Raw genomic sequence first — 25,217 nt, 5'->3', positions numbered from 1 at the left:
CGTCGCACTGGCGCGATCTGCCACTGGCAGATCGCAAACGCCACCACGCGCTGCGCTCGTGGGCTCTTGCGGGCTCGCGCATCCTGCGTTCACCGCGCAAGTCCTGCCCGAGACATCCTGCCTCGGGCGTTCGCACTGGCGCGATCTGCCACTGGCAGATCGCAAACGCCACCACGCGCTGCGCTCGTGGGCTCTTGCGGGCTCGCGCATCCTGCGTTCACCGCGCAAGTCCTGCCCGAGACATCCTGCCTCGGGCGTTCGCACTGGCGCGATCTGCCACTGGCAGATCGCAAACGCCAGTGCTCACCCCCCGCCGATGGCGTGGACGATTTCGACGCGATCGCCTTCGGCGAGCAGATGTGTGGCGTGTTCGGAGCGCGGCACGATGCATCGATTGACCTCGACAGCGACGCGGCGCTGCGCGTAACCGGCGTTTTCGAGCAATTCCGCGACGCTGCAGGGTGCGGCGCAATCGTGCGACTGGCCATTGAGTAGCAGATTCATGACGCTATTCTAGGCAGTGTTGCGGGTGGACCGCACAAGGGGGATCCATGGAGACGCAGTTTGCAGTCACGCTCACCGGACGCGTGCAAGCCGGTGTGGATGTCGATCAGGTCTGGACACGTGCGGCGGGTTTGCTGCGCAAATCGCCCGAGGTTTTCCTCGCGGAGGTGCAGCGCCGCATGCCGCTGAGCCTGAAGCCGGTTGACGAGTCGCAAGCGCGACGTCAGGCCGATGCCTTGCAGCAGGCCGGCCTGGAAGTGGCGCTGCTGCCCGAGCAGGGCGAGCGCGTGTGGTTGCACCACGCGGATCGGGTATGCGGGCCTTTGAGTGCGCGCTGGCTGGAGCAGGCGCTGGACGCCGGCAGCATCCCGGCGCAGGACAAGGTGCGCGCGCTGGCTGCGAATGCAGCGTGGATCGCAGCCAGCGACTGGCGCGCCGGCAAGGATCTGGACCTTGCGCTGGACCCCGGCGACCCCAGCCCCGCTGTGGCACCGGTAACACCGGATGCCGCGCCAGCCGCAGCCGTTGACGGGTGGGCGGTCACCGCAGGTAGCACGATGCCCGCCGCAGGCACTCCGGTCGCCGCGGCTGCGTCTCTTGGCGCCGGCTGGCTGCCAACGCACCATGAGCGCCGTGATCTGTATGGCGGCTTCTGGCTGCGCTTGATCGCGGCGATACTGGACGGGCTGATTCTGTACGCAGGCAGCATGTTCGTGGTCGCGTTGGTGAGTGCGGCAGCAGGAGCGCCGTTTGCGGTGCTGGCGGGTTGGGATTTTGCCTGGGGCGGATATGCCGGTCTGCATGTACTGATGTTTTTCATCAACATCAGTGTTGCCTGGCTGTACGCATCCCTGTTCCAGAGTTCCAGGCTGCAAGCCTCGCCCGGCATGCTGGCGCTGGGCTTGCATGTGACTGCGCTGGATGGCGCGCGCATTGGTTTCGGACGTGCCATGGGTCGTTTTTTCGCCTCTTATCTTTCGGCGATGATCTTGTTTTTCGGTTATTTCATGATCGGCTGGACGCAGCGCAAGCAGGCATTGCACGACATGATCGCCGGCACGCTTGTGGTGCGCAGGGAAAGCCTGGCGGTGTATCGCAGCGAGTTGCGCAGCGGCACCGTGGCAAGTGGCGGCTATCGTCCGGGGCTCTCGGCCGGCGCCATTGTCGGCATCGTGTTCGCGGGTGTGTTCGCGTTTCTGATTGTTCCGATCCTGGCCGCAATCGCGATTCCGGCGTATCAGAATTACATTGTGCGCACGCAAGTGGCTGCAGGTCTGGCCTTGGCCGACGGCGCCCGGATCGACGTGGTGCAGTTCTATGCAAAGACCCGGCGCTACCCAGCCGACAACGCCAGCGCGGGCTTGCCGGCGGCGAGCAGCATCAGCGGCAGGTATGTCGCCGCGGTCGCGGTGCGTGACGGCAATATCCTGGTGCAGTACGGCAACGCCGCGAACACGCGGATCAGCGGCAAGATGCTGATGCTGGCGCCACAAGCCGCGGACGGCACACTCCGCTGGAGTTGCCAGGGACTGGACCTGCCGCGGCGCTACCTGCCGAACAGCTGCCGTCCGTAGCCGCGAGCGTTCGCGAAGCGCAGCCAGCGTGCCTGTGCTGGCTGCCGCGTTGTGTGCAGCAGCCACGCCGCCTGTCACGGCATAGCGCAAGTCTAGTCGCGCCCGCCACCGTGTGGCCGATTGGGCTCCTCCGCGCGCGCGCGCGGCGGCGGTGCCTCACGCGGGGCCGGCATCGGCCGCGCCTGGGGCGGCGCACGGAACTCTTGCGGCGGTCGCTGCTGGTACTGCTGCGGCGGTTGCTGGTACTGGGGCATGCGCGGCGGTGGCGGCATGGGAACGCCTTGACCGTAGGCTGGCTCGCGTGGATATGCCGCGTGGAAGTTCTCGCGCGGCACGTTGTAGTTGCTGCGCGGCGCCTCGATCACCTGCGCGCCTTGGCCGAAAGCCGGCTCGCGCGGGCGTGCCGCGCGGAAGTTGTCGCGCGGCGCCTGCGGATAGCCGCCCTGGCGTGGCGCGCCATAGTCGGGACGGTTACCTGTCTGCATGGGCGGCGGCGTGTTGCGGCCGCCCGGCATCACGCTGAAGCTGCCACCGCCACTTTGTGGACGGCCCTCGATGATTTGCGCGCCATTCTCGCGACGGATCTGCGTACGCGCGCCGGGCGCAACCATGGGCGCCGGTTCAAGGCGCGCAGCCCGCGGCAGGCTCTCGGGTTGCCAGCGATGCGGTACGAAACCCGTTGAGGGCATCGCGCCTTGCCGTGGCATGGGTGAACGCGCCATGGGCGCGGCGGCGGCCTGGCCTGCGCGTTCGATGCGCGGTACCCGCGGCAGGGCAACATCGCCGCGCGCCGCATGCATGCCGGGCTGCGGCCGCGAGCCGATCACGCGCACGTTGCTGGCGATGCGCACCGGCTGCGTCGGCAGCAGCGGTCGCGCTTGGCCACCAGGCGCCAAACGATAGCCATCGGCACGTTGCGGCAGCGCATTGATCATCTGCGGGGGGGGGCGGTGTGCCAGCACGTTGCGCGCGAAAATCGGGCGCGGCACGTTGGGCCTGAGCCCGTGATCGGGCGCCATCAGGCTGCCGCGTCCGGGCGCTGGTGGTGCAGCCAGCGCCATCGGCCCGCGCAGCACCGTGCCGTGCGGTCGCGCCACCAGCATGTGCGGCCCGATCTGGTGCGCGCCGGTGAACACATCGTGCGGCACCATGGTCAGCGCCCGCGGCGGGATGCGGTGATCGCCGATCTGCGTGAGATTCAGATGGCCGCCCCGACGGTAGATGTTGTAGGTGTTGTTGATGTTGTTGATCGTGTTGTTGTTGACCACGCGGATATTGGTGAGGTTGACGTTGCGGAAGTAGCGTGGCCCGCAGCGGTACCACGGCACGAATACCGCGCCCGGCGCCAGCGGATACCAACCCACCGGCCCGCCAAAGCCGACGCCGACATTCCAGCCGATGCCGCCGCCAAATCCGCCGACGAAAGCCACCAGCGCTGGGGCATACACCGGACGCATCGCCAACGAGCCAGGTACCCAGCCCCAGCGGTTGCCGATGTAAGCCCAGCGCCCGTAGTGGAACGGCGCGAAACCCCATGGCGCGTTGTCGATCCAGGTCCAGCCCCACGGCGCGATCCACGCCCAGTGGCCGTAGCGATAAGGCGCCCAGCCCATCGGCACCGCGGTCGGGAACCACATCGGGCCATAGTCGGCTTCGTTCTGCCAGGTACCGTAATCAGCCAGATCCTGATAACCGATCACTTCGCTGGAGACATACTCGCGCGAGCTGCTGTAGTCGCGCTGATAGCGTGCATCGCGCGCGAAGCACCAGCGATCGAAGCTGTCCGGCGCGGGCACGGCGAACACCTCGACTTGCGCCAGACTCGAGTCGAGAAAGCGATACGAGTTGCCCGCGGTGACGCGGCGTTCGGTGCCGCCTTGGCCGTACACCGTGGCTGCGCCGCTGAATACGGTGACCTGGGTGCCCTTGCCATCCGGCGCGATGTCGAGACGGTACTGCCCACGCTGGCGCGTGACGAAAGCCAGGGTCGGCGTGTCGATCTCGTAATCCTGACCCGAGTAGAGATGGCGCACGTTGAGGTTGAGCGTGCCCGAGGTCAGTTGCGCCTGCGCGGTGTCGTTACCCAGATGCAGAAAGCCGAAACCGCTGTCGCCATCGAGACGGATCTCGGTGCCGCCCAGCTCCAGTGATGCGCGGCTGCCTTCCGGTATCCACAGCTTGTCGCCGGTACCCAGCGGACGATTGATCGAGGCATTGCCCCAATCCTGGCTACCGGCCGGCAGCAGGCTGGCGCTGCCATCGATCACCGCCAGGCGCGCAACACGATCGGGTGGCGCTTCCTCGGCGGACTGTGCCTGCGCTGCCGCCACGGCGGCCCATAGCCCGCAACCCATGGCGACCAGCACCCAAAGCTTGCGCATGTTCATGCCTGTTCCCTCGCTGCCGCCGCGGCGGCTCAACTGGATTCGAAGCCTACTTTCGCGCATGCACCTTAACCTGCCCTGCACGATTTCATGGATGCCGTGGTCGATGTCAACCAAAGCACGACATCCCGTGCGGCCGGCGGCGCAGCTTGCCGCAATTCGGTCGCCTGCGTAAGCTTCACAGGCAGCGCGGGTGTAGCTCAATGGCAGAGCTGTAGCTTCCCAAGCGTGCGACACGAGCCGCGTGTCCCACGCTCTTACCGTAGGTGCGGCCGACTCTCCGTCGTAAACTGGAGCGGTCCCGGCTCGATGTCCGGTGTGCTCAAGGAGCTATATCCCTTGAGCGAGGTAAGGGAGGTCTGTGTCCGGATTTCGGATGCGGACATGCGCGGCGAAGGCTGTGCGAGTAATTGTCAGTCGGGTTTTCATGCTTGAACTGACTCGGTGTTCAGCCACCGGTAGCCTAGGAGCAGTGCGGAACGGGTAACTGTTCCGTGCCGAGCGCTCTGACAATGTAGCCACCCTCGCGGGTACGTCGACCCCGCAAGGGGCCGGCGTGACCTCGGAAGATGTACCCGAGTAGGCGCTAGGCTGTGTAGCAAGGGTTAGTGCAAACGAACTGCCGTTCTAAACGTCGTCAAGCTAGCTGGGCCAAAGCATCTGACAGGCCCTACCCAAAAGGGATGAGGTCGGACATTCCCCTGCTTGGTGGGAATGCGCTGATGGAGTACCTCCGGCGAAAAGGCAGAACCCTAGCCACACTGTTACTTGTACGGAACGTGGAAACCCCGATAGGCTGTCGCCACCTCGGTGACGACTAGACCATCCGCAAGGATTGTCGAAGGCCTAGCGGGCACAGGATCGCGGAGAAAGCGGATGCTCGGCTGTAATCGCCGAGATAGGGGATGAAACGATCGCCCCAACCCGAAAGGGTGCTGACTTCTGCGAGGTGGCCTGTCGCTAGACAGGCCTGACAACCAACTCCCGATGGGGTGACAAATCCCCGTCAGGGGAGGCGTCCATCCCCAAGGGGTCATGGGCGGGTGTAGCTCAATGGTAGAGCTGTTGCTTCCCAAGCAACTGACGAGGGTTCGATTCCCTTCACCCGCTCCAACTCTGGAGGACTGATATGGACGCCATTTCAAGTGGCGATGTCGCCTCCACGCGCTGGAACGATTGGCACACGATCCCGTGGGCCGAGACTTTTCAGCACGTCGGTAGGTTGCAGGCACGCATAGCGAAGGCAGCCAAGAACGAGCAATGGCGCAGCGTCAAGCGCTTGCAAAAGTTGCTCGTTCGTTCGACCACCGCACGGGCAGTCGCGGTGCGTCGAGTCACGGAGAACCAAGGCCGAAAAACCCCAGGTGTGGATGGCATCACATGGTCCACGCCAAGGGAGAAGCGGAAGGCGGTGTCCACACTGGATTCTCGTGGATATCGTCCGAAGCCGCTTCGTAGGATCCACATCCCGAAGGCCAACGGCGGGAAGCGGCCCTTGGGCATACCGACGATGAAAGATCGGGCGATGCAGGCGTTGTACTGGCTTGCGCTGGATCCCATCGCGGAAACCCACGGAGACCTCAACTCGTACGGATTTCGCTCTGGACGTGCAACGGCGGATGCCATTGCCCAGTGCCACAACGCACTGAGTCGTGAACATTCGCCGGAGTGGGTACTGGAGGGCGACATAAAAGGCTGCTTCGACAACATCAGTCATGACTGGCTGGTGCGCAACGTGCCGATGGACCGGCACGTGCTGTCGAAGTGGCTCAAGGCTGGGTTTGTGGAGGGTCACAAGCTGTTTCCGACGGACGCGGGTACGCCACAAGGAGGGCCTATTTCTCCTTGCTTGGCCAACCTGGCACTGGACGGCATGGAACGGTTGTTGAAAGACAATCTTCCGCGTCGGGCCAAGGTCAACTTCATCCGCTACGCGGATGATTTCGTGGTGACGGGCGCCTCGAAAGAGCTGCTCGAAACCCGAGTCAAACCGCTGATCGTGGGATTCCTCGCCGAGAGAGGTTTGATGCTCTCGGAGTCGAAGACGAAGATCACCCACGTGACGGAAGGGTTCGACTTCCTCGGCTGGCACGTGCAGAAGCACAAGCGGTTTCTGCGCATCGTTCCGTCAAAGCGTAACGCTACAGCGTTCTATGCAAAAGTCAGCGACAGGCTGCGCGAGCTGCGGGGCGCAAGGCAGGATGAGGTGGTGTTCGTCCTCAACCCGATTATTCGAGGGTGGGGCAACTATCACCGAGTCGTGCACTCGTCCCGTACGTTTGCCAAGCTCGATCATCTGATCACGCGCGCACTGTGGTGTTGGGCTACGCGTCGGCATCCAATGAAAGGCAAGCGGTGGATCAAACGGCGGTACTTCCGCTCGAATGGTTCACGCGACTGGCTCTTTCAAACGGATGTGTCCTGCCTCACGCACTTGACCAGCATTCCTGTGGTCAGGCACGTGAAGGTTCGGGCGGACGCCAACCCCTATGACCCAAAGGACGAGGGCTACTTCGACGAGCGTCTTACTCGCCGAATGCGGTCCACCTTGCAGGGACGCAGGAAGTTGTATTGGCTTTGGAACAAGCAGCAAGGCAACTGCCCGGTCTGCGCTGCCAAGATCACGAAGGCCACGGGTTGGCATGTCCATCACGTGGTTTGGCGGGTTTATGGTGGCTCTGATCGGCTGTCCAATCTGCAAATGCTCCACCCGACGTGTCACGCGCAGTTGCACGCGTGCGCCACTGAAGGATAGGCTGCCGCTCGTCAGCGGGTGCTGATCGAGTTCTTGGCTGCTTGAGCCGTATGAGGCGAAAGTCTCAAGTACGGTTCTGAGGGGGGAGGGTGGCCGCGAGGCCTCCCTCCCACCCGACTACTGACGAGGGTTCGATTCCCTTCACCCGCTCCAGTGTCCCGCGTGGCTTGCGCCTGGCAGCCCGCTCCCGGTGCAGGATCGATCCGCGCTTGAAGCTCGCCATCCTCTCGCGCAACACCAAGCTGTATTCGACGCGGCGTTTGCTCGAAGCCGCGCGCGCGCGCGGCCACCAGGTGCGCGTGCTCGATCCGCTGCGCTGTTACATGCGCATCGCGCCGGATGATTTTGCCCTGCACTACCGCGGGCGCGCGCTGCGCGGCATCGACGCGGTGATCCCGCGCATCGGCACCACGATCACGTTCTATGGCACCGCGGTACTGCGCCAGATGGAGCTGATGGGTGCCTATACCCCCAACGGCGCCGATGCCATCCTCAAGGCGCGCGACAAGCTGCGCTGCCTGCAATTGCTGGCGGTTGCAGGCTTGCCGCTGCCGTGCACCGCCTTTGGCGACAACCCCGATGACACCGCCGATCTGCTCTCGCTGCTGGGTGAGCCGCCGCATGTGATCAAGCTCAACGAGGGCTCGCAGGGGCAAGGCGTGGTACTGGCGGAAAAGCGCGCGTCCTCGCAGAGCGTGATCGAGGCGTTCCGCGGCTTGTACGCCAATTTTCTGGTGCAGGAATTCGTCGCCGAAGCGAACGGCTGCGACCTGCGCTGTTTCGTGGTCGGTGGGCGCGTGATCGCCGCCATGCAACGCTGCGCGCAACCTGGAGAGTTTCGCGCCAACCTGCATCGCGGCGGCAATGCGGTGGCGGTGAAGTTGAGCGCGACCGAGCGCAAGCTGGCGTTGCATGCCGCCGCGACGCTGGGATTGGAGGTGGCCGGGGTCGATCTGATCCGCTCGGCACGTGGCCCGCTGGTGCTGGAGGTCAATGCCTCGCCCGGGCTGGAGGGGATCGAGGCCGCCGCGGGCGTCGATGTCGCCAGCGCGATCATCGCCTTGATTGAACGCCGCCTGCGCTGAGCCCACCCTGGGCATCGAGGTGCTGTGGTTGGCTGGCAAAGTTCAAGGCCGCGCGCGTATTGCCATCGGTGCTGGCACCGACGCATCGGGTGGCTTAACGCGCCCCTGCGCCGCGCTTAACGCGGCTTTAAAGGCCGCGCGTCTATAAAAGCCGCACTGTAGTGCGAGCGGGCCCAAGTCTCGGGCTGTTGCGGATTACGGTAATCGGGGCAGTAGCTTGGGCCCGATGAGGCGGGTTTCCCCCAACGGCGCCTCGTCGGGCCTTTTTCTTTGGCGTTGATTGCGCGCACCGCGCCGCGCGGGCTTGCCAGTGTCGGCGGCAGCCGCGGCGGCGATCGCGGTAAGCTCTTGTCCGCGTGGCAGCGGCTGCGTGGCGGAGGATGTTTCATGCGCGTGCTGGTGATCGAAGACAACAACGATATCGCCACCAATATCGGCGACTACCTGGAAGATCGCGGCCATGTGGTCGATTTCGCCGGCGATGGCGTGACCGGCCTGCATCTGGCCGTGGTGCATGATTTCGATGTGATCGTGCTGGACCTGACCCTGCCCGGCATGGACGGGCTGGAGTTGTGCCGCAAGCTGCGCCACGAGGCGCACAAGCAGACCCCGGTGCTGATGTTGACCGCGCGCGACGCGCTGGAGCAGAAGCTCACCGGCTTCGAATCCGGCGCCGACGACTACATGACCAAACCCTTCGCACTGCAGGAACTGGGTGTGCGCCTCGAGGTGCTGGCGCGGCGCGGCAAGGGCCCCAGGAGCCGCGTGCTCAAGGTGGCCGATCTCACCTACAACCTCGACACGCTGATCGTCACCCGCGCCGGCAAGGACATCCCGCTCAACCCGATCGGATTGAAGCTGCTGCAGGCGCTGATGGAAGCCAGCCCCTCGGTGGTCACGCGGCACGAGCTCGAACATCACGTGTGGGGCGAGGAACTGCCCGATTCCGATTCACTGCGCGTGCATATCCACGGCCTGCGCCAGTTGATCGACAAGCCCTTCCCGCGGCCGCTGATCCACACCCGCCACGGCATCGGCTACCGCATGGGCGAGACGGATGCTCAAGTCACGGCGTAGGCTGCGCAGCCGCATCTTCATCTCGTTTGTCATTTTCGGGCTGGCGCTGACCTCGCTGTTCGCGGTGGCGACGATCTACATGCGCGCGCGGCTGGAGGACCAGCTGATCAACAATACGCTGCAGAAGCAGGTTGATCGTTTCGTCGAGTTCAAACGCAAGAATCCATCGCCTGACGCGCCGTTCTTTTTCCCGCTGGTGAAGATGTACATCGCCTCGCGCCAGCACTTTCCCAACGTGCCATTCGAGTGGCAGCCGTACGTCAAAACCGGCGTCTACGACATCACCGAGCGCGATGCCGGTGGCAAGCTGGTGCCGTACAAGCTGGCTGTATTTCGCAGCCAGAACTACTGGGCTTTTCTGCGTTACGACATCAGCAGTCAGCGCGAAGGCGAACAGCAATTGCTGATGGCGCTGATTGTCGCGGTGTTGCTGTTTGGCGCGCTGTCGGTGGTCATCGGCCTGTGGATGTCGCGGCGCGTGATGCATCCGGTGACCGAACTGGCCGGGCGTCTGCGCGCTTCGCGCCGCGCAGGCACCCTGCAGAAACTGGCGCCGCACTTCGCCGACGACGAGGTGGGCGAGCTGGCCGGCGCGCTGGACGAATACGCCGAGCGCCTGACCAGCATGGTGCGCCGCGACCACGAGTTCAATGCCGATGTCAGCCACGAATTGCGTACGCCGCTGGCGGTGATCGCCAGCACCACCGAGCTGATGCTGGCGGCGCCGGAGATGAGCGAGAAGCTGCGCGAGCGGCTCAAGCGCATCGAGCGCGCCAGCCGCCAGGCCGCCGAGATCATCGACGCGCTGCTGCTGCTTTCGCGCGCCGAGCGCCAGGGGCCGGCCGATGGCGAGAGCACCGACGTGGCCAAGGCCGTCGCCGATGTTCTGGAACTGCAGCGCCCGCAGTTGCGCAACAAGCCGGTCAGCGTGTCCTTGCAGGTGGAGGCGGCGCTGGTGGTCAACGCGCCGGCCTCGGTGGTGTCGGTCGCGCTGTCCAATCTGGTCGGCAATGCCTTCAAGTACACGCAGCAGGGTGACGTGCTGGTACGTGTGCAGGAAGGCCGCGTGCTGGTCGAGGATTCCGGTCCAGGCATCAAGCCCGAGGACGCCGAGCATCTGTTTGAACGTGGCGTGCGCGGCGAAGGCGTGAAGGGTGGCGGCGCGGGCCTGGGTTTGGCCATCGTACGCCGGCTGTGCGACCTGTACGGCTGGCGCGTGCGCCTGGCGCCGCGCCCGGAAGGCGGCGCGGTGGCGATTCTGGAATTCGATGCCGCGCTGCGCCCTGCTGTCGCAGCAGGGGCTTGAGGCTGCCATCGTCCGGCGCCACGTCGGATAATGCCGCGCTTTGACCGGATGCAGGCACGAGACGCGGATGATCGAGACCGATGTAGTGATCGTGGGCGCGGGCCCGGTGGGCCTGTTCCAGGTATTCGAACTGGGCCTGCTCGGCCTCAAGGCGCATGTAGTCGATGCCATGCCGCATATCGGCGGCCAGTGCGTCGAGCTGTATCCGGACAAGCCCATTTACGACATACCGGCGTTGCCGGTGTGCGGTGCGCGCGAGCTGATCGAGCGCCTGCACGAGCAGATCCGCCCCTTCGCGCCGCAGTTTCATCTTGGCCATACGGTGACGGCATTGCAGCCGCAGGCAGGCGGCGGCTTCGTGTTGAGTACCAGCGCCGGCACGCGCCTGCGTTGCGGCGCGGTGGTGATTGCCGCGGGTCTGGGCGCTTTCGAGCCGCGCCGGCTGGCATTGCCGCAAGCCGCCGCGCTGGAGGGCCACGCGCTGCATTATCTGGTACGCGACGCGAAGGCGTTTGCCGGGCAGGACATCATCGTCGCCGGCGGCGGCGACTCGGCACTGGACTGGTCGCTGGAGCTGGTCGAGCACGCCCGCAGCGTGGTGCTGCTGCACCGCTCGCCGCGCTTCAAGGCCGCGCCGGCCAGCGTGGCGCGCATGCATGCCCTGTGCGATGCGCTGCGCATGCAATTTCTGGAAGGCGATATCGTCGGCCTCGATACCGCAGACACCGCGCTGCAGGCTGTGCGCGTGCGCACCCGCGCCGGCCTGACGGTGCGTGTCGAGGCCACGCATTTGCTGGTGTTCTGGGGCCTGCACCCCAAACTGGGACCGATTGCCGACTGGGGGCTGGCGCTGGACAGGCACCTGCTGCAGGTGGATACCGCGCACTTCCAGACCAGCCAGCCGGGCGTATATGCAGTGGGCGACATCAACACCTATCCGGGCAAGAAAAAACTGATCCTGTCCGGCTTCCACGAGGCCGCGCTGGCCGCTTTCGCGATCAAGGAACAGCTCACGCCCGGCGAGAAAGTACACTTGCAATACACCACCACCAGCCCGCTGATGCACAAGCGTCTGCACGTCGAGCCGGACCTGTCCGGGCTCGACGATGTGATGTGAGGCCGCCGCAGGATTCAGCCCGTGACCGGCTCCAGCCAGCCCCACTGGTCCGCGGTGCTGCCATCGAACAGGCCGAAGTAGAGCCGCTGCATGCGCCGCGTGATCGGGCCCATGCCGCCGTTGCCGATGCTGCGGCCATCGACGCTGCGGATCGGCGTGATCTCGGCCGCGGTGCCGCACATGAATACCTCGTCGGCCAGATACAGATACTCGCGCGGCAGATCGCGCTCGACCACCTTGATGCCGGCCTGCTCGGCCAGCGTGATCAGCGTGTGCCGGGTGATGCCGTTGAGCAGGCTGGCGGCCACCGGCGGCGTGTGCAGCGCGCCATCCATCACCAGGAACAGGTTTTCACCGGCGCCTTCGCTGAGCAAGCCGTTGTGCGCCAGCGCGATGCCCTCGCCGAAACCCAGCCGCCGCGCTTCACGCGCGATCAGTTGGCCGGACAGGTAATTGCCGCCGGCCTTGGCGCCGGCCGGAATGGTGTTGGGCGCGAAACGCTGCCAGCTCGACACGCAGGCATCGATGCCTTGCTCGAGCACGCCCTCGCCCAGATACGCGCCCATCGGCCGTGCCGCGATGGCGACATCGGTGGGGCAATCCGCGGCCAGGCCGAAACCGCCCAGGCCCAGGTAAGCCACCGGGCGCAGATAAGCCGCCTCGAGCTTGTTGGCTTGCATCACCGCGCGACACGCAGCGGTCAATTGCGCCTGGTCATAGGGCATGGCCATCGCATAGATGCGCGCCGAATTGAACAGGCGCCTGAGGTGATCCTGCAGGCGAAAAATCATCGCGCCGCGTGGCGTCTTGTAACTGCGGATGCCTTCGAACACGGATGAGCCGTAGTGCACCGCATGCGCCATGACATGCGTGGTGGCCTCGGCCCAGGGCTTGATCGCACCGTTGTGCCAGATGAACTCGGGATAGGTCTGTGTCATGGCGAACTCCGCTTCGGGAACGCGACATGATAACGGAGCCGGTACCGCGACTGGGTCGCCCATTGCGGGCAAGACGATGCGGCAAGGGCACCCGAAGCAGCAAGCTCATCCCGCGTTGGGCGCACTCAGGGCAACAGCCACCAACAGCCGTGGTCGCTTTCGATGGCGAACCCCAGCTCATGCCCGCCGTCGAGGCGGATGTGCAGGCGCGTGGGCGCCGGTGCGTCATTGTCGGCATGGGCCAGGCTGTCGCCCGACAGCGCCATGCTCGCCGTGGTGCCGAACGCTGCGTCAGGCGCGGCAATAGACGCGAGTGGCGAGGGCGGGCCATGCAGTTCGATGCGCAGCAGCCCTTCGCGCATGGCACTTCCCAACGCCTGCATGCGCGCGATCGCGGCGTGCCCGCCGTAGCCCTGCCACAGCATCAGTCCGGCGAGGCGGTTGATGTCGTGCGCCAGGAATGCGTCCGCGACGCGCGCGCGCAGTTCGTCCGGATCGAGGGGGCACAGGTGCAGTGGCGTGCGGTCGCCGATTGCGGCGACCTCGGGCAATGCGCCCTGCGCGAGACTGTCCTCGTTGCACGGCGTGCCGCTGAACATGGTGCTGCCGTCCGGACCCAGACACCGATAGATGGGTTGCGGCGCGATGGAATCACCACGCGCGCAGGCGCGGCGCACTTGCAGTGGCGCGCACAGCACGAGGCCGACGAATACGATTCGCAAAGCCTGTCGCATCATGATGCGGCAGTCTAGCGGAGCGCCTGGCGCGCTCAGCGCCTGTGAAAAATTCCGCGTCGTGCGGAATTTCTCATCGGCGCGTCCGGCACAGGTCCGTACGCGCCTGCGCGAATCAGCCACTGACGTGACCGCTTCGCGACCGGCCATCCATGGCCGGGCTGAGCGGCTGAAAATTCACAGCCTCTCAGCGCAGACGCTCGAGCACGGCCTCGGTGGGCTTGGCCAGATTCAACGTGTAGAAGTGCAGCTCGGGTGCGCCGCCTTCGATCAGGCGCCGGCACATGCCGGCCACCACATCGGCGGAGAAACTGCGGATCGACGCGGTGTCATCGCCATAGGCCTGCAAGCGGCGCACGATCCAGCGCGGAATCTCGGCACCGCACTGCTCGGAGAAGCGCCGCAGTTGCGCGAAATTGGACACCGGCATGATGCCGGGCACGACCGGCGCGCTCACGCCGGCGCGGCGCGCGTCCTCGACGAAATGGAAATAGGCATCGGCGTTGAAGAAGTACTGGGTGATCGCAGTGTCGGCGCCGGCCTCGATCTTGGCGGCGAAGTGGCGCACATCGGCGTGCGCATCCTCGGCCTGCGGATGCGTCTCTGGATAGGCCGCCACGGTGATGTGGAAATGCCGCGCGTGCTCGCTGCGGATGAAGCGCACCAGGTCGGCGGCGTAGCGGAAATCGCCGCTGGTGGCCATGCCCGAGGGCAGGTCGCCGCGCAGCGCCACCACGCGCGTGCAGCCGATCTCGCGATACTGTGCCAGCAGCGCGGCGATCTCGCTGCGCGTACCGCCCATGCACGACAGATGCGGTACCGCGTCCAGCCCGTGGGTCGCGCGCAGCGTGCGCACGGTGTCCGGCGTGTAGCTCAGCGTCGAGCCGCCGGCGCCGAAGGTCACCGACACGAATTGCGGGGCGTGCGCTTTCAGGCGCGCCACCGTGCGCTCGAGCTGCGCGTGCTGTTCGGGCGTCTTGGGCGGGTAGAACTCGAAGGAAACCGGAGCCGGCAACCGCGCGCCGGTAGCCGGGGGGGCTTGCATCATATTGCTCACGCCGGTCATTCAATTCATGCCTTCGAGGTGATCAGGGCGCCGGGTAGCGCGGCGCGCGCAACGGTTGCGGTGCTTTCCGGCTACCCATTTCCGGTTACCTGCTCAATAGCGGTAATGCGCGGGCTTGTACGGCCCCTCGACCGGCACGCCCAGATAGGCGGCCTGCGCGGCGCTGAGCGTGGTCAGCTTGACGCCGATCTTTTCCAGATGCAGACGCGCGACTTCCTCGTCGAGTTTCTTGGGCAGGATGTAGACCTTGGCCTGATACTGGTCGCGGTTGGCCCACAGTTCGATCTGCGCCAGCGTCTGGTTGCTGAAGCTGTTGGACATGACGAAGCTGGGGTGACCGGTGGCGCAGCCCAGGTTGACCAGGCGACCCTCGGCCAGCAGGAAAATGCTGTTGCCGTTGGCAAACGTGTACTTGTCCACCTGCGGCTTGATGTTGAGCTTGTCAGCGCCGCTCTTGTTCAGCGCATCCACCTGGATCTCGTTGTCGAAGTGGCCGATGTTGCAGACGATGGCCTGGTCCTTCATCGCCTGCATGTGCTGCAGGGTGATGATGTCCTTGTTGCCGGTGGTGGTGACGTAGATGTCGCCCGTGCCCAGCGTGTCCTCGATGATTTTCACCTCGAAGCCTTCCATCGCCGCCTGCAGTGCGCAGATCGGATCGATCTCGGTCACCACCACGCGGCAGCCGTAGGCGCGCAGGCTGTGCGCGCAACCCTTGCCGACATCGCCATAACCGCACACCACGGCCACTTTGCCGGCCAGCATCACGTCCATGGCACGCTTGAGGCCGTCGGCCAGCGATTCGCGGCAGCCGTACAGATTGTCGAACTTGCTCTTGGTGACCGAGTCGTTGACGTTGATCGCCGGCACCAGCAGCGTGCCTGCCTCGGCCAGCTGGTACAGACGATGCACGCCGGTGGTGGTTTCCTCGGACACGCCCTTCCAGTCCTTGACCACGGCGTGCCAGTAGCCCGGACGCTCCCTGGCCACGCGCTTGAGCAGGTCCTTGATCACCTGTTCCTCGTGACTGCCGGAGGCGCTGTTCACCCAGTCGGAACCGTTTTCCAGCTCGTAGCCCTTGTGGATCAGCAGGGTCACGTCGCCGCCGTCGTCCACCACCAGTTGCGGACCGAGCTTGCCGGCGCCGAAACTGAGCGCGGCGAGCGTGCAGTCCCAGTACTCCTCCAGCGTCTCGCCCTTCCAGGCGAACACCGGCGTGCCGGTTCTGGCGATCGCGGCGGCGGCATGATCCTGGGTGCTGAAGATGTTGCACGAGGCCCAGCGCACGTCGGCGCCGAGATCCTTCAGCGTTTCGATCAGCACCGCGGTCTGGATGGTCATGTGCAGCGAGCCAGTGACGCGCACGCCCTTGAGTGGCCTGGCGGTGGCGTATTTGCGGCGGATCGACATCAGTCCCGGCATCTCATGCTCGGCGATGTCGATTTCCTTGCGGCCGAAGTCGGCGAGGCTGATGTCGGCGACCTGGTAATCGGCGCCGGCGGCGGTATGGGCGAGTGCGTTCACGATGGACTCCAATGGATGCGCGGATAAGGCAGGGCCCGCACAAGCAGCATGCAAACCCGGCGGGCGCGGTTGTACTGACTGCCGCACCGAGCCTGGCCGCGTGGTCGAGCTTCGGCCAAGACACGGTCGCAGCGCCCCTCGGCGTGCAGAGGATTTAGTATATCGCTCTCTCCGGATGGAGAGATAAAGACTTTGTCAACGCGCGTACGGTGGCAGGGATACGGTCGACGCCCATGATCCGGAACTTGCATGCACGACTCGCGTGAATCCGAATTTCGCCCGCAGGACGCCCCGCTGCGCGAGGACGTGCGCCGCCTTGGCGCCCTCGTCGGCACCATGCTCGGCGAACAGATGGGCGCTGAATTCCTCGCCATGGTCGAGGCGATCCGCGCCGCGGCCATCCAGCGCCGCGAGTCGGCGGCCGCGGTCGATGCGCTTGACGCGCGCTTGCAGGGTCTGGCGCCGGCCTTGGCCGACGCGCTGACGCGCGCATTCTCCACATACTTTCACGTGGTCAATGTCGCCGAGCGCGTGCACCGCATCCGCCGCCGACGCGCCTGGCAACGCGCGCTGGCTACGCCGCAACCGGATAGTCTGCACGACGTGCTGGCGCGCCTGCGCGATGGCGGCATCGGCGCCGATGCGCTGCGCGAGACGCTGGGGCGACTGCGCATCGAGCCGGTGTTCACCGCGCACCCCACCGAGGCGGTGCGGCGCTCGCTGCTGGAAAAGGAGCAGGTGATCGTGCGCTGTCTGGTCGCCGATCTCGATGGCGAGCAGACACCCGGAGAGCGTGCCGCAGGCATCGCGCAGATGCGCATGGCGCTGAGCGTGGGCTGGCAGACCGCCGAAGCCTCGGCGTTGCGCCCCAGCGTGCAGGACGAGGTCGACCACATCGGTTTTTATCTGTCCGATGTGCTGTATCGAGTGCTGCCGGTGTACTACGAGATTCTCGATGACGCGCTGTGCACCTGCACCGGGGCAACCATCGAGCTGCCCACGCTGCTGCGCTTCGGCACCTGGGTGGGTGGCGACATGGATGGCAACCCCAACGTGGGCGCCGCGACCATCGAGGCCACGCTGCGCGCGCAGCGCACGCTGGTGCTGGAGCGCTATCTCGCCGAGGTGGGCCGGCTGGCGCGCTTGCTCAGCCAGTCGCAGAGCCGCATCGGCGTGGATGCGCGCATCATCGCGCGCAGCGTCGAGTATCAGCGGATGCTGCCGCAAGCCGCCGCCCTGATCCGTCCGCGTCATGCCGAGATGCCTTACCGCGTGCTGCTGACACTGATGCTGGCGCGGCTACGCGCCAGCCTTGACGACACCGCGCATGGCTATGCCAACGCCGACGAATTCGCCGGCGACGTGGAGCTGATCGGCGCCAGCCTGCGCGCGCATGCGGGCAACCACGCCGGCTGGTTCAGCGTGCGCCGCCTGCTGTGGCGCGTGCGCACCTTCGGTTTTCATCTGGCGCGCCTGGACGTGCGCCAGGACGCGCGCATACATGCGCAGGCGCTGGCGGCGGCGCTGGATGATGCGCAGTGGAGCGAGCGCGATATCGGCGCGCAGGCGCGGCGTCTGGCGCCGTATGCCGCCGGCAGCGCGCGCTTGCCGGCGCCCGCGGATGCCGTCGGGCGCGCGCTCGATGCCGTGTTCACCACGCTCGGCGTGGCGCGCACCGTGCACGGCGATGCCAGCATCGGGCTGTACATCATCAGCATGGCGCACAGTGTCGCCGACGTGCTGGCGGTGCTGGCACTGGCACGGCGTGGCGGCCTGCCCGGCGCGGGCGCGGGCGCGGTGCCGCTGGATATCACGCCGCTGCTGGAAACCATCGATGACCTGCAGCACGGCGCCGACATGCTCGCCGCGCTGCTGGCCGAGCCGGTCTACCGCGCGCATCTGGACGCGCGCGGTGGTGTGCAGACCGTGATGCTGGGCTATTCCGACAGCGCCAAGGACGGCGGCATCGTGGCCTCGCGCTGGGCGCTGCAGCGCGCGCAAACGCAATTGCTCGCGGTGGCCGCGCAGGCCGGCGTGCGACTGACGTTTTTCCATGGCCGCGGCGGCTCGGTCAGTCGCGGCGGCGGCAAGACCACGCGCGCGGTGCTGGCCGCGCCGCCGGGCAGCATCGACGGACGCCTGCGCTTCACCGAACAGGGCGAGGTGGTCCATCGTAATTACGGCATCCGCGCACTGGCGCTGCGCACGCTGGAACAGCTCAGCGGCGCGGTGCTGCGCGCCAGTCTGATCACGCCGGGTGTCGATGCGCGCGAGCCGCACTGGGCCGCGGCCATGGACACCATCGCCGCCGAGGGCCAGGCCGCCTATCGCGCGCTGCTCGAGACGCCGGGGTTCGTCGCCTACTTCCGCGTCGCCACGCCGATCGACGTGATCGAGCGCATGACGCTCAGCTCGCGCCCGCCCCGGCGCGGCGCGGCCGCAGGCGGCATCGAAAGCCTGCGCGCCATTCCCTGGGTGTTCGCGTGGACGCAGTGCCGCGCCGGCATGACCGCGTGGTATGGCGTGGGCAGTGCGCTGCAGCGCGCCGCGGAGACCCTGGGCGAGGTCGCACTGCTGGACATGTCGCGCGACTGGCCGTTCCTGCGCACGCTGCTGGACGATGTCGAGATGGTGCTGGCCAAATGCGATATGGATATCGCCGCGCGTTTCTCACAGCTCGCGAGTAATGGCCTGCACGCGCGATTTTCCCCGCGCCTGCGCGACGAGTTCGCGCTCACCCGGTATTGGGTGCTGCGGCTCAAGGGCAACGACGAACTGCTGGCTGCCGATCCGCGCCTCGCGCAATCCATCCGCCTGCGCAACCCCTACATCGACCCGATGAGCCTGATCCAGCTCGACCTGCTGGCACGCTGGCGCGCAACCGGGCGCAACGACGACGCGCTGTTCGCCGCGCTGGTCACCACGGTCAACGGCATCGCGCAGGGTTTGCAGAATACCGGCTGAGGCAGCGCGGTCTGCGCATACGGCTTGCCGGCAACGGTTACATGCCGCATTGCGACATTTTTGTTAAATATCCGCCCGCGCATTTCAAGCTCAAATCCAGCAATAATATGAATTGGCGCAACCATATGTTTAGAAAGAACTATTATTGCGTTGCAGCATAAAACAAGGCTTTTGCAAACCATTATGGAAACGTTTACATTCCGCTCCGAATCGTTGCTTATGCGTCCATCGGTAAGCACTTTCCAACCTTCCGGTAAGGCGGTGTGGCGTGGCCATCACGATCAGAGATGTGGCACGAGAGGCCGAGGTGTCGGTGGCCACCGTGTCGCGCGCGCTCAACGGTCGCGACAACGTCGCCGCCGCGGTACGCGCGCACGTGCAGGAGGTCGCCACGCGCCTCCGTTATGTGCCGCATAGCGCGGCGCGCAGCCTGATCACGCGGCGCACGCAAACCATCGGCGCGCTGCTGCCGGACATGCACGGCGAGTTCTTCTCCGAACTGATCCGCGGCATCGACAGGGCCGCGCGCGCGCAGGGCTATCACCTGCTGTTGTCCAGCTCGCACGGCGACGCCGGCGAAACCGCCACCGCGCTGCAGGCCATGCTCGGCCGCGTTGATGGCCTGCTGATCATGTCGCCGCATGCCGACCCGGGTTTCATCGAGCAGCACCTGCCCGAGGATCTGCCTGCGATCCTGCTCAATCCGGTGCACGGGCACACGCGCCTGTCGGCGCTGGCGGTGGACAACCGCGCCGGCGCCCACGCCATGACCCAGCATCTGGTGAATTGCGGATACCGCGAGATCGTCTTCATCGGCGGACCCAAGGGCAACCTCGACGCCGAGGAGCGTCTGCAAGGCAGCCTCGACGCGCTGCGCGACCTGCTGCCACAGACCGTGCCACAGATCGTTCCGGGTGATTTCAGCGAGGAATCCGGCTATCGCGCCGGCAGCCTGATCGCCAGGCAAGGCACGCGTCCGCAGGCCATTTTCGCGGCCAATGATTCCATGGCCATCGGTTGCCTGTTCGCACTCACCGAGGCCGGGCTGCGTGTGCCCGATGACATCGCGCTGGCCGGCTTCGACGACATTCCCACCGCGCGCTTCACCCAGCCGCCGCTGACCACAGTGCGCGTGCGCATCGCCGATCTCGGCGGGCGCGCGCTCGACCAATTGGTCGCCACCATCGCCAACGGCGGCTCGGCGCAAGCACACAGCGTGCAGATGTTGGCGCCCGAGCTGGTGCTGCGCGCGTCCTGCGGCATGCACAGCCACGCCGCCGCCGCACCCACGCACAACCCGGACACCGTTTCCAAGAAGCGCGCGCAGGCCGGGCCTGCCGTGCAAGGCAAACCGCAGGCTGCACCCAGGCACCGTTAGTTCCGCATCGCTCCACCCGTCGCACCGTTCCAGCAAAAACACGCAGTGTCGTCCCGAAACTGCGCAACTCACATACCTGACCAAGGTAGGAAAACCATGAAAACGCCGCAGAGCTTCAAAAAGAAACTGCTCGCCAGCCTGATCGCCACCTCGCTGGTGAGCGCGGGCGTCGCGCTGCCCACGTCCGCGCTGGCAGCCAGCGCCGACGCCACGCTGCGTGGCACCACCACGCCCAATACGCAGATCGTGGTACGCGAGATCGCCACTGGCCTGACACGCAAGACCGAGTCCAACAGCAAGGGCATCTACGTGCTGCCCGGGTTGCCGCCCGGCACCTACACCGCGCAGGCGGGCAACGGACCCGCGCAGAAGATCCGCCTCAGTGTGGCCTCGACGATCACGCTCAACCTGCCGACGGCCACCGAATTGGCGGCGGTCAAGGTGAGCGCCAACGCGATCAACATGAACGCCATCGACGTGAATACCTCGCAGGTCGGCAGCTATGTTTCCCTGCACCAGATCCAGAACATGCCCGCTGCTTCGCGCAACTTCCTGCAGTTCGCCGATACCGTGCCGGGCATGGTGTTCAGTTCCGCTGGTCCTGGCGGTGCGACCAAGTTGCAGGCCGGTGGACTGGCCGACAGTGCGATCAACGTGTACATCGACGGCGTCAGCCAGAAGAGCATGGTGCTCGCTGGCGGCATCGTCGGCCAGACCAGCAGCTCTGGAAATCCGTTTCCGCAGCTCGCCATCGGCGAATACCGCGTGATCACCAACAACCAGGAAGCCGAGTACGGCACGCTGTCCAGCGCCGCCATCGTCGCCTCCACCAAGTCGGGCACCAACACGTTCAAGGGCGGCATCTTCGGCAGCTTCAACAGCACCGGCATGCGCGCCGCCATGCCAGCCGAGAACGCCGCAGGCAAGAAGACGCCGTCCACCGACAAGGACTACGGCTTCGACTTCGGCGGTCCGATCATCAAGAACAAGATGCACTTCTTCATTGCCTACGAAGGCAAGAAGTTCAACACCCCGGCCGTGGTGATACCCAATGCGCCAGAGGTCTACGTGAGCCAGTTGCCGGCCAGCGTGCAGGCGCAGGCCGGCCCGGCCAACCTGCCGTTCCTCGAGAACAACTGGTTCGGCAAGATCGACTACGAGCCGACCGATCGCGACCGTTTCGTGCTGGAAACGCATATCCGCAACGAAACCAGCATCAGCGGCGTTGGCGGCGTGACCACACAGTCGGCGGGCCTGAATACCATCAACTACCAGAAGACCGCCGACTTGGCCTGGGAACACAGCGGCTACGACTGGTTCAACCGCCTCGAAGCCACCTGGCAGGACGCTGCCTATCAGCCCACGCCAATCCTGCTGGGCATCGGCAGTGCCTATACGGCCGCGATCAACACCAACTTCAACCCCAACCAGACCATCCTGCAGACCGGTAACTCGCCGCTGGCGCAGCAGAACAAGGGTCAGCGCGGCACCGGCATTTTCGACCATTTCACCTATGACGGACTGGAGTGGCACGGCAGCCATGTGATCAAGGCGGGCTTCGACCTGCAGCGCGTCACGCTGACGGCGCAGGATGCGGGTGACAGCAACGCGTTGTTCTATTACAAGGTTTCGCCGACCACTGGTGTCGAAAACATTCCCTACCAAGTGCAGTTCGGTTCGCCCATCCCCGGCCTCAGCCCGGTCTCGGTGAGCAAGAACACGCTGTTCGATGCCTTCCTGCAGGATACCTGGACGCTCAACAAGCACTGGACCTTCAATCTCGGCGTGCGCGGCGACTACAACCGTACCCCGGCCTACCTCAACTACGTGACGCCGGCCAATGTCGTCGCCGCACTCAACAGTCAGGCACCCGGCGCACCGGCTGGCATCACCTACGCACAAACGCTGGCGGCGGGCGGCATCAACATCAACAACTACATCAGCAACGGCCACAACCGCAGCGCCAAATGGAATTTCTCGCCGCGCCTGGGCGCGTCATACGACATCGACGGCAACCAGAAGCACGTGATCTTCGGTGGCGTGGGTCGCACCTACAACCAGAATCTGTACGACTTGCTGCAGGTCGAGCAGACCAAGTACGTGCTGTCGCAGCCCACGATCCTGTTCAACACGCCGCTGCAACCCTGCGTGGTCAATAACAGCACCTGCTACACCTTCAATCCGTCCTACCTCAGCATCCCGGCGCTGCAGTCGCTGGTGGCCGGCTCGTTCGCCGGTAAAGAGGTGGACATGATGCCCAACAACCTGAAGACGCCATATTCCGACCAGTTCTCGATCGGCATGCGCAACCAGATCGGAGACTGGGATACCAGCGTGGCGGTGACGCGCGTGCTCAGCTATGACAACCTCACCGGCTTCCTCGGCAACCGTTATCCCAATGGTGATTTCTGGCAGAACCATAGCCAGCCGTGGTCCTACGGCCTGCCCGGATTCGGCAACCTGATCCTGTGGGGCAACGGGCTGAACACGCGCACCACGCAGTTGCTGCTGTCCGCGCAGAAGCCCTACACCGAGGAGTCCGGCTGGGGCCTGACCGTGGCGTATACCTATACCCACGCGAAGTGGAACATGGATAACCAGGCGATGAATAACAACTACTCCTTCGACGAGGAGTCCCCATCGGACTACCCCTACATCAGCGAGCCGGTGGCCAAATCGCGCCTCGTCGTGGCCGGTACCCTGAAGGGACCGTGGGATATCGCCATGGGTGCGCGCCTGACCCTGGCCACGCCGATCCCCGCCGTCAACCTGGCCTGCTACAGCGATCCCAACACGCCCAGCGGCTGCATCCCGGTGGCGGCCACGCCGGAGGGCTCGCACTTCCTGGTCGGTGGGCGCATCTGGGGCTATCGCGACTTCTCGGTGCAGTTCACCAAGAACTTCAAGCTCTATGGCCTGGACGCCTACGCGCGCGCCGACATCATCAATGTGTTCAACTGGCACAACTACTCGAGCTACGTCTACAACTACGGCAGCAATGGCTTGCTCAACAAGTATCCGATCACGTATGACCCGACCGGCACCATCAGCGGTTACCCGCGTTACCTGAAGCTGACCGTGGGCGTCAATTTCTGAGCCCAAGCAAGCGCGCCGGCGGGCAATCCGCCGGCGCGCGGCGACTGCGCCGGGCTTGATGCTCCGCCATGGACCGGCGCGCCGCGGTTGCGCAGACTTCACCGAGAGCAGTCCCGATGCCCACGTTACAACCCGTGAAAAACATCGTCATCGTCGGCGGCGGCACCGCCGGCTGGATGGCGGCGGCGGCCTGCGCCAAGGTATTGGGGGCAGGCTATGCCGTGCAACTGATCGAGTCGGAGGAGATCGGCACCATCGGCGTGGGCGAGGCCACGGTGCCGCACCTCAAGCTGTTCAACAATCTGCTGGAGATCGACGAGGTCGAGTTCGTCAAAACCGTCAAGGGCACGTTCAAGCTGGGCATCCAGTTCAACGACTGGGGCCGCTTGGGCGACAGTTACATCCACGGCTTCGGCAAGCTGGGCACCGATATCAGCCTGCTGCCGTTCCACCAGTTCTGGATCAAGGCGCGGCAAAGGGGCTGGGCCGGGCCGCTGGGGGATTATTCGATCAACACGGCGGCGGCACCACGCGGCAAGTTCATGCCCTCGGCCAGCGACGTGCCGGCCAGTTCACCGCTGGCCGACATCCGTTACGCCTACCACTTCGACGCCAGTTTGTACGCGCGCTACCTGCGCGGCTATGCCGAGGCACGTGGCGTGCGCCGCACCGAGGGCAAGATCAAACACGTGCAGTTGCGCGGCGAGGACGGCTACGTCGAATCGGTGACGCTGGAGAACGGCAGCGTCATCGGCGGCGACCTGTTCATCGACTGCTCGGGCTTCCGCGGCCTGCTGATCGAGCAGGCGCTGCATACCGGCTACACCGATTATTCGCAGTGGCTGCGTTGTGACCGCGCCGTGGCGGTCGGCTGCGAAAAAGTCGGCCCGCCCACGCCCTACACGCGTGTCACCGCACGCACGGCCGGCTGGCAATGGCGCATCCCGTTGCAGCACCGCACCGGCAACGGGCACGTCTACAGCAGCGCGCTGATCAGCGACGACGAGGCCGCGGCCACCCTGCTGGCCAATCTCGATGGCAAGCCGATGGGCGAGCCGCGTTTCCTGCGCTTCACGCCCGGCATGCGCAAGAAGTTCTGGAACAAGAACGTAGTCGCGCTGGGGCTGGCCAGCGGTTTTCTGGAGCCGCTGGAATCCACCAGCATTTTCCTCATCCAGTCCGGCATCGCGCGCTTGCTCAGCCTGCTGCCTTGGAACGATTTCAGCGAGGTGGTGATCGACGAGTACAACGCCCAGCTCGGTTTCGAGCTGGAGCGCATCCGCGATTTCCTGATCCTGCACTACCACGCCACCCAGCGCGACGACGCGCCGCTGTGGCGCGAGTGCGCCCGCATGTCGATTCCCGATGGCTTGGCGCACAAGATGCGCCTGTTCGCGGACAGCGGGCGCTTCTTCCGCGAGTGCGAGGAAATGTTCGGCGATCTGAGCTGGGTGCAGGTGCTGATCGGGCAGAACATCCTGCCGCGCACCTATCACCCGCTGGTCGAGCAGATGCCCGACGACCAGCTCAGGCAGTTCGTGCAGGGCGTGGCGCAGGTGATCGAGAGCTGCACCGGCATGATGCCGCCGCATCAGACCTTCATCGACCGCCGCTGCGCGGCACCTGCATGAGCGGTCGCCGTGGCGGATTCCACCTGCTGCTGCATGCGGTCCTGTATCGGCACGCGTAGCGAATCGTTGTCCGCGGCCAGGACG

The 25,217-nt window shown here is 65.4% G+C and carries 16 protein-coding genes, 1 tRNA gene and 1 riboswitch; of the genes, 11 read left to right on the top strand and 6 right to left on the bottom strand.

Annotation, left to right across the window (positions count from 1 at the left end; genetic code table 11):
* Window positions 1-303 precede the first annotated feature (303 nt).
* Window positions 304-504, bottom strand: a complete 201-nt coding sequence (thiS, locus tag Mschef_RS02435; RefSeq protein ID WP_081126235.1) for a sulfur carrier protein ThiS — start codon at window positions 502-504, stop codon at window positions 304-306.
* Between the two features lie 47 nt (window positions 505-551).
* Between thiS and Mschef_RS17580 the strand changes: the two genes are divergently transcribed.
* The gene (locus Mschef_RS17580; protein ID WP_168708820.1) at window positions 552-2,078 is read left to right on the top strand and encodes a pilin; all 1,527 of its coding nucleotides are present in this window, start codon (window positions 552-554) and stop codon (window positions 2,076-2,078) included.
* Window positions 2,079-2,170: 92 nt separating this feature from the next.
* Here the strand turns inward: Mschef_RS17580 and Mschef_RS02425 are convergent, their stop codons facing one another.
* Window positions 2,171-4,465: a DUF6600 domain-containing protein gene (locus Mschef_RS02425; RefSeq protein ID WP_081126234.1), complete on the bottom strand. Its 2,295-nt coding sequence runs from the start codon at window positions 4,463-4,465 to the stop codon at window positions 2,171-2,173.
* Between the two features lie 1,036 nt (window positions 4,466-5,501).
* Here Mschef_RS02425 and Mschef_RS02420 point away from each other — a divergent pair.
* From Mschef_RS02420 to Mschef_RS02395, 6 genes are all read left to right on the top strand, one after another.
* Window positions 5,502-5,575, top strand: a tRNA-Gly gene (locus Mschef_RS02420).
* 16 nt (window positions 5,576-5,591) lie between these two features.
* Window positions 5,592-7,217: a group II intron reverse transcriptase/maturase gene (gene ltrA / locus Mschef_RS02415; protein WP_081126233.1), complete on the top strand. Its 1,626-nt coding sequence runs from the start codon at window positions 5,592-5,594 to the stop codon at window positions 7,215-7,217.
* 209 nt (window positions 7,218-7,426) lie between these two features.
* Window positions 7,427-8,302, top strand: coding sequence for a 30S ribosomal protein S6--L-glutamate ligase (rimK, locus tag Mschef_RS02410; RefSeq protein WP_081126232.1), 876 nt, complete (start codon window positions 7,427-7,429; stop codon window positions 8,300-8,302).
* Between the two features lie 387 nt (window positions 8,303-8,689).
* Complete coding sequence (locus tag Mschef_RS02405; protein ID WP_081126789.1) at window positions 8,690-9,379, top strand: response regulator transcription factor; 690 nt, start codon at window positions 8,690-8,692, stop codon at window positions 9,377-9,379.
* Entirely contained in the window at window positions 9,360-10,685 is a 1,326-nt protein-coding gene (locus Mschef_RS02400) for a sensor histidine kinase (protein WP_081126231.1), read from the top strand. Before Mschef_RS02405 ends, Mschef_RS02400 begins: the two co-directional genes overlap by 20 nt.
* 67 nt (window positions 10,686-10,752) lie before the next feature.
* On the top strand, window positions 10,753-11,802 hold the full coding sequence (locus tag Mschef_RS02395; protein WP_081126230.1) for an NAD(P)/FAD-dependent oxidoreductase: 1,050 nt from the start codon (window positions 10,753-10,755) through the stop codon (window positions 11,800-11,802).
* A 14-nt stretch (window positions 11,803-11,816) separates the two neighbouring features.
* Here the strand turns inward: Mschef_RS02395 and Mschef_RS02390 are convergent, their stop codons facing one another.
* The 4 genes from Mschef_RS02390 to ahcY all read right to left on the bottom strand — a co-directional run bounded on the left by Mschef_RS02390 (window position 11,817) and on the right by ahcY (window position 16,064).
* Window positions 11,817-12,740: a branched-chain amino acid transaminase gene (locus Mschef_RS02390; RefSeq protein ID WP_081126229.1), complete on the bottom strand. Its 924-nt coding sequence runs from the start codon at window positions 12,738-12,740 to the stop codon at window positions 11,817-11,819.
* Window positions 12,741-12,865: 125 nt separating this feature from the next.
* Window positions 12,866-13,477, bottom strand: coding sequence for a hypothetical protein (locus Mschef_RS02385; RefSeq protein ID WP_136256232.1), 612 nt, complete (start codon window positions 13,475-13,477; stop codon window positions 12,866-12,868).
* Between the two features lie 184 nt (window positions 13,478-13,661).
* Window positions 13,662-14,522 (bottom strand): methylenetetrahydrofolate reductase [NAD(P)H], encoded by an 861-nt coding sequence (gene metF, locus Mschef_RS02380; RefSeq protein ID WP_242426424.1) that lies wholly within the window; start codon window positions 14,520-14,522, stop codon window positions 13,662-13,664.
* Between the two features lie 111 nt (window positions 14,523-14,633).
* Entirely contained in the window at window positions 14,634-16,064 is a 1,431-nt protein-coding gene (gene ahcY, locus Mschef_RS02375; protein WP_081126787.1) for an adenosylhomocysteinase, read from the bottom strand.
* Between the two features lie 54 nt (window positions 16,065-16,118).
* Window positions 16,119-16,210: riboswitch (S-adenosyl-L-homocysteine riboswitch) on the bottom strand.
* Between the two features lie 103 nt (window positions 16,211-16,313).
* Between ahcY and ppc the strand changes: the two genes are divergently transcribed.
* From ppc to Mschef_RS02355, 4 genes are all read left to right on the top strand, one after another.
* A complete protein-coding gene (ppc, locus tag Mschef_RS02370; RefSeq protein ID WP_081126227.1) occupies window positions 16,314-19,028 on the top strand; it encodes a phosphoenolpyruvate carboxylase in 2,715 nt (904 codons plus the stop codon).
* Between the two features lie 268 nt (window positions 19,029-19,296).
* Window positions 19,297-20,406: a LacI family DNA-binding transcriptional regulator gene (locus Mschef_RS02365; RefSeq protein ID WP_081126226.1), complete on the top strand. Its 1,110-nt coding sequence runs from the start codon at window positions 19,297-19,299 to the stop codon at window positions 20,404-20,406.
* A 96-nt stretch (window positions 20,407-20,502) separates the two neighbouring features.
* Window positions 20,503-23,502, top strand: coding sequence for a TonB-dependent receptor (locus Mschef_RS02360; RefSeq protein ID WP_081126225.1), 3,000 nt, complete (start codon window positions 20,503-20,505; stop codon window positions 23,500-23,502).
* A 116-nt stretch (window positions 23,503-23,618) separates the two neighbouring features.
* The gene (locus Mschef_RS02355) at window positions 23,619-25,133 is read left to right on the top strand and encodes a tryptophan halogenase family protein (RefSeq protein WP_081126224.1); all 1,515 of its coding nucleotides are present in this window, start codon (window positions 23,619-23,621) and stop codon (window positions 25,131-25,133) included.
* Window positions 25,134-25,217 lie beyond the last annotated feature (84 nt).

The sequence above is a fragment of the Metallibacterium scheffleri genome, assembly GCF_002077135.1.
GTDB lineage: Bacteria > Pseudomonadota > Gammaproteobacteria > Xanthomonadales > Rhodanobacteraceae > Metallibacterium > Metallibacterium scheffleri.
Note: the sequence above shows the minus strand (reverse complement) of the source record. Positions and strands in the feature narration are given on the sequence as shown.

Bases quoted from the DNA above. Each gene is read 5' to 3' on its own strand.
- thiS (WP_081126235.1), bottom strand. From the start codon at position 504: ATGAATCTGCTACTCAATGGCCAGTCGCACGATTGCGCCGCACCCTGC.
- Mschef_RS17580 (WP_168708820.1), top strand. From the start codon at position 552: ATGGAGACGCAGTTTGCAGTCACGCTCACCGGACGCGTGCAAGCCGGT.
- Mschef_RS02425 (WP_081126234.1), bottom strand. From the start codon at position 4,465: ATGAACATGCGCAAGCTTTGGGTGCTGGTCGCCATGGGTTGCGGGCTA.
- ltrA (WP_081126233.1), top strand. From the start codon at position 5,592: ATGGACGCCATTTCAAGTGGCGATGTCGCCTCCACGCGCTGGAACGAT.
- Mschef_RS02405 (WP_081126789.1), top strand. From the start codon at position 8,690: ATGCGCGTGCTGGTGATCGAAGACAACAACGATATCGCCACCAATATC.
- Mschef_RS02400 (WP_081126231.1), top strand. From the start codon at position 9,360: ATGCTCAAGTCACGGCGTAGGCTGCGCAGCCGCATCTTCATCTCGTTT.
- Mschef_RS02395 (WP_081126230.1), top strand. From the start codon at position 10,753: ATGATCGAGACCGATGTAGTGATCGTGGGCGCGGGCCCGGTGGGCCTG.
- Mschef_RS02390 (WP_081126229.1), bottom strand. From the start codon at position 12,740: ATGACACAGACCTATCCCGAGTTCATCTGGCACAACGGTGCGATCAAG.
- Mschef_RS02385 (WP_136256232.1), bottom strand. From the start codon at position 13,477: ATGATGCGACAGGCTTTGCGAATCGTATTCGTCGGCCTCGTGCTGTGC.
- metF (WP_242426424.1), bottom strand. From the start codon at position 14,522: ATGATGCAAGCCCCCCCGGCTACCGGCGCGCGGTTGCCGGCTCCGGTT.
- ppc (WP_081126227.1), top strand. From the start codon at position 16,314: ATGCACGACTCGCGTGAATCCGAATTTCGCCCGCAGGACGCCCCGCTG.
- Mschef_RS02360 (WP_081126225.1), top strand. From the start codon at position 20,503: ATGAAAACGCCGCAGAGCTTCAAAAAGAAACTGCTCGCCAGCCTGATC.
- Mschef_RS02355 (WP_081126224.1), top strand. From the start codon at position 23,619: ATGCCCACGTTACAACCCGTGAAAAACATCGTCATCGTCGGCGGCGGC.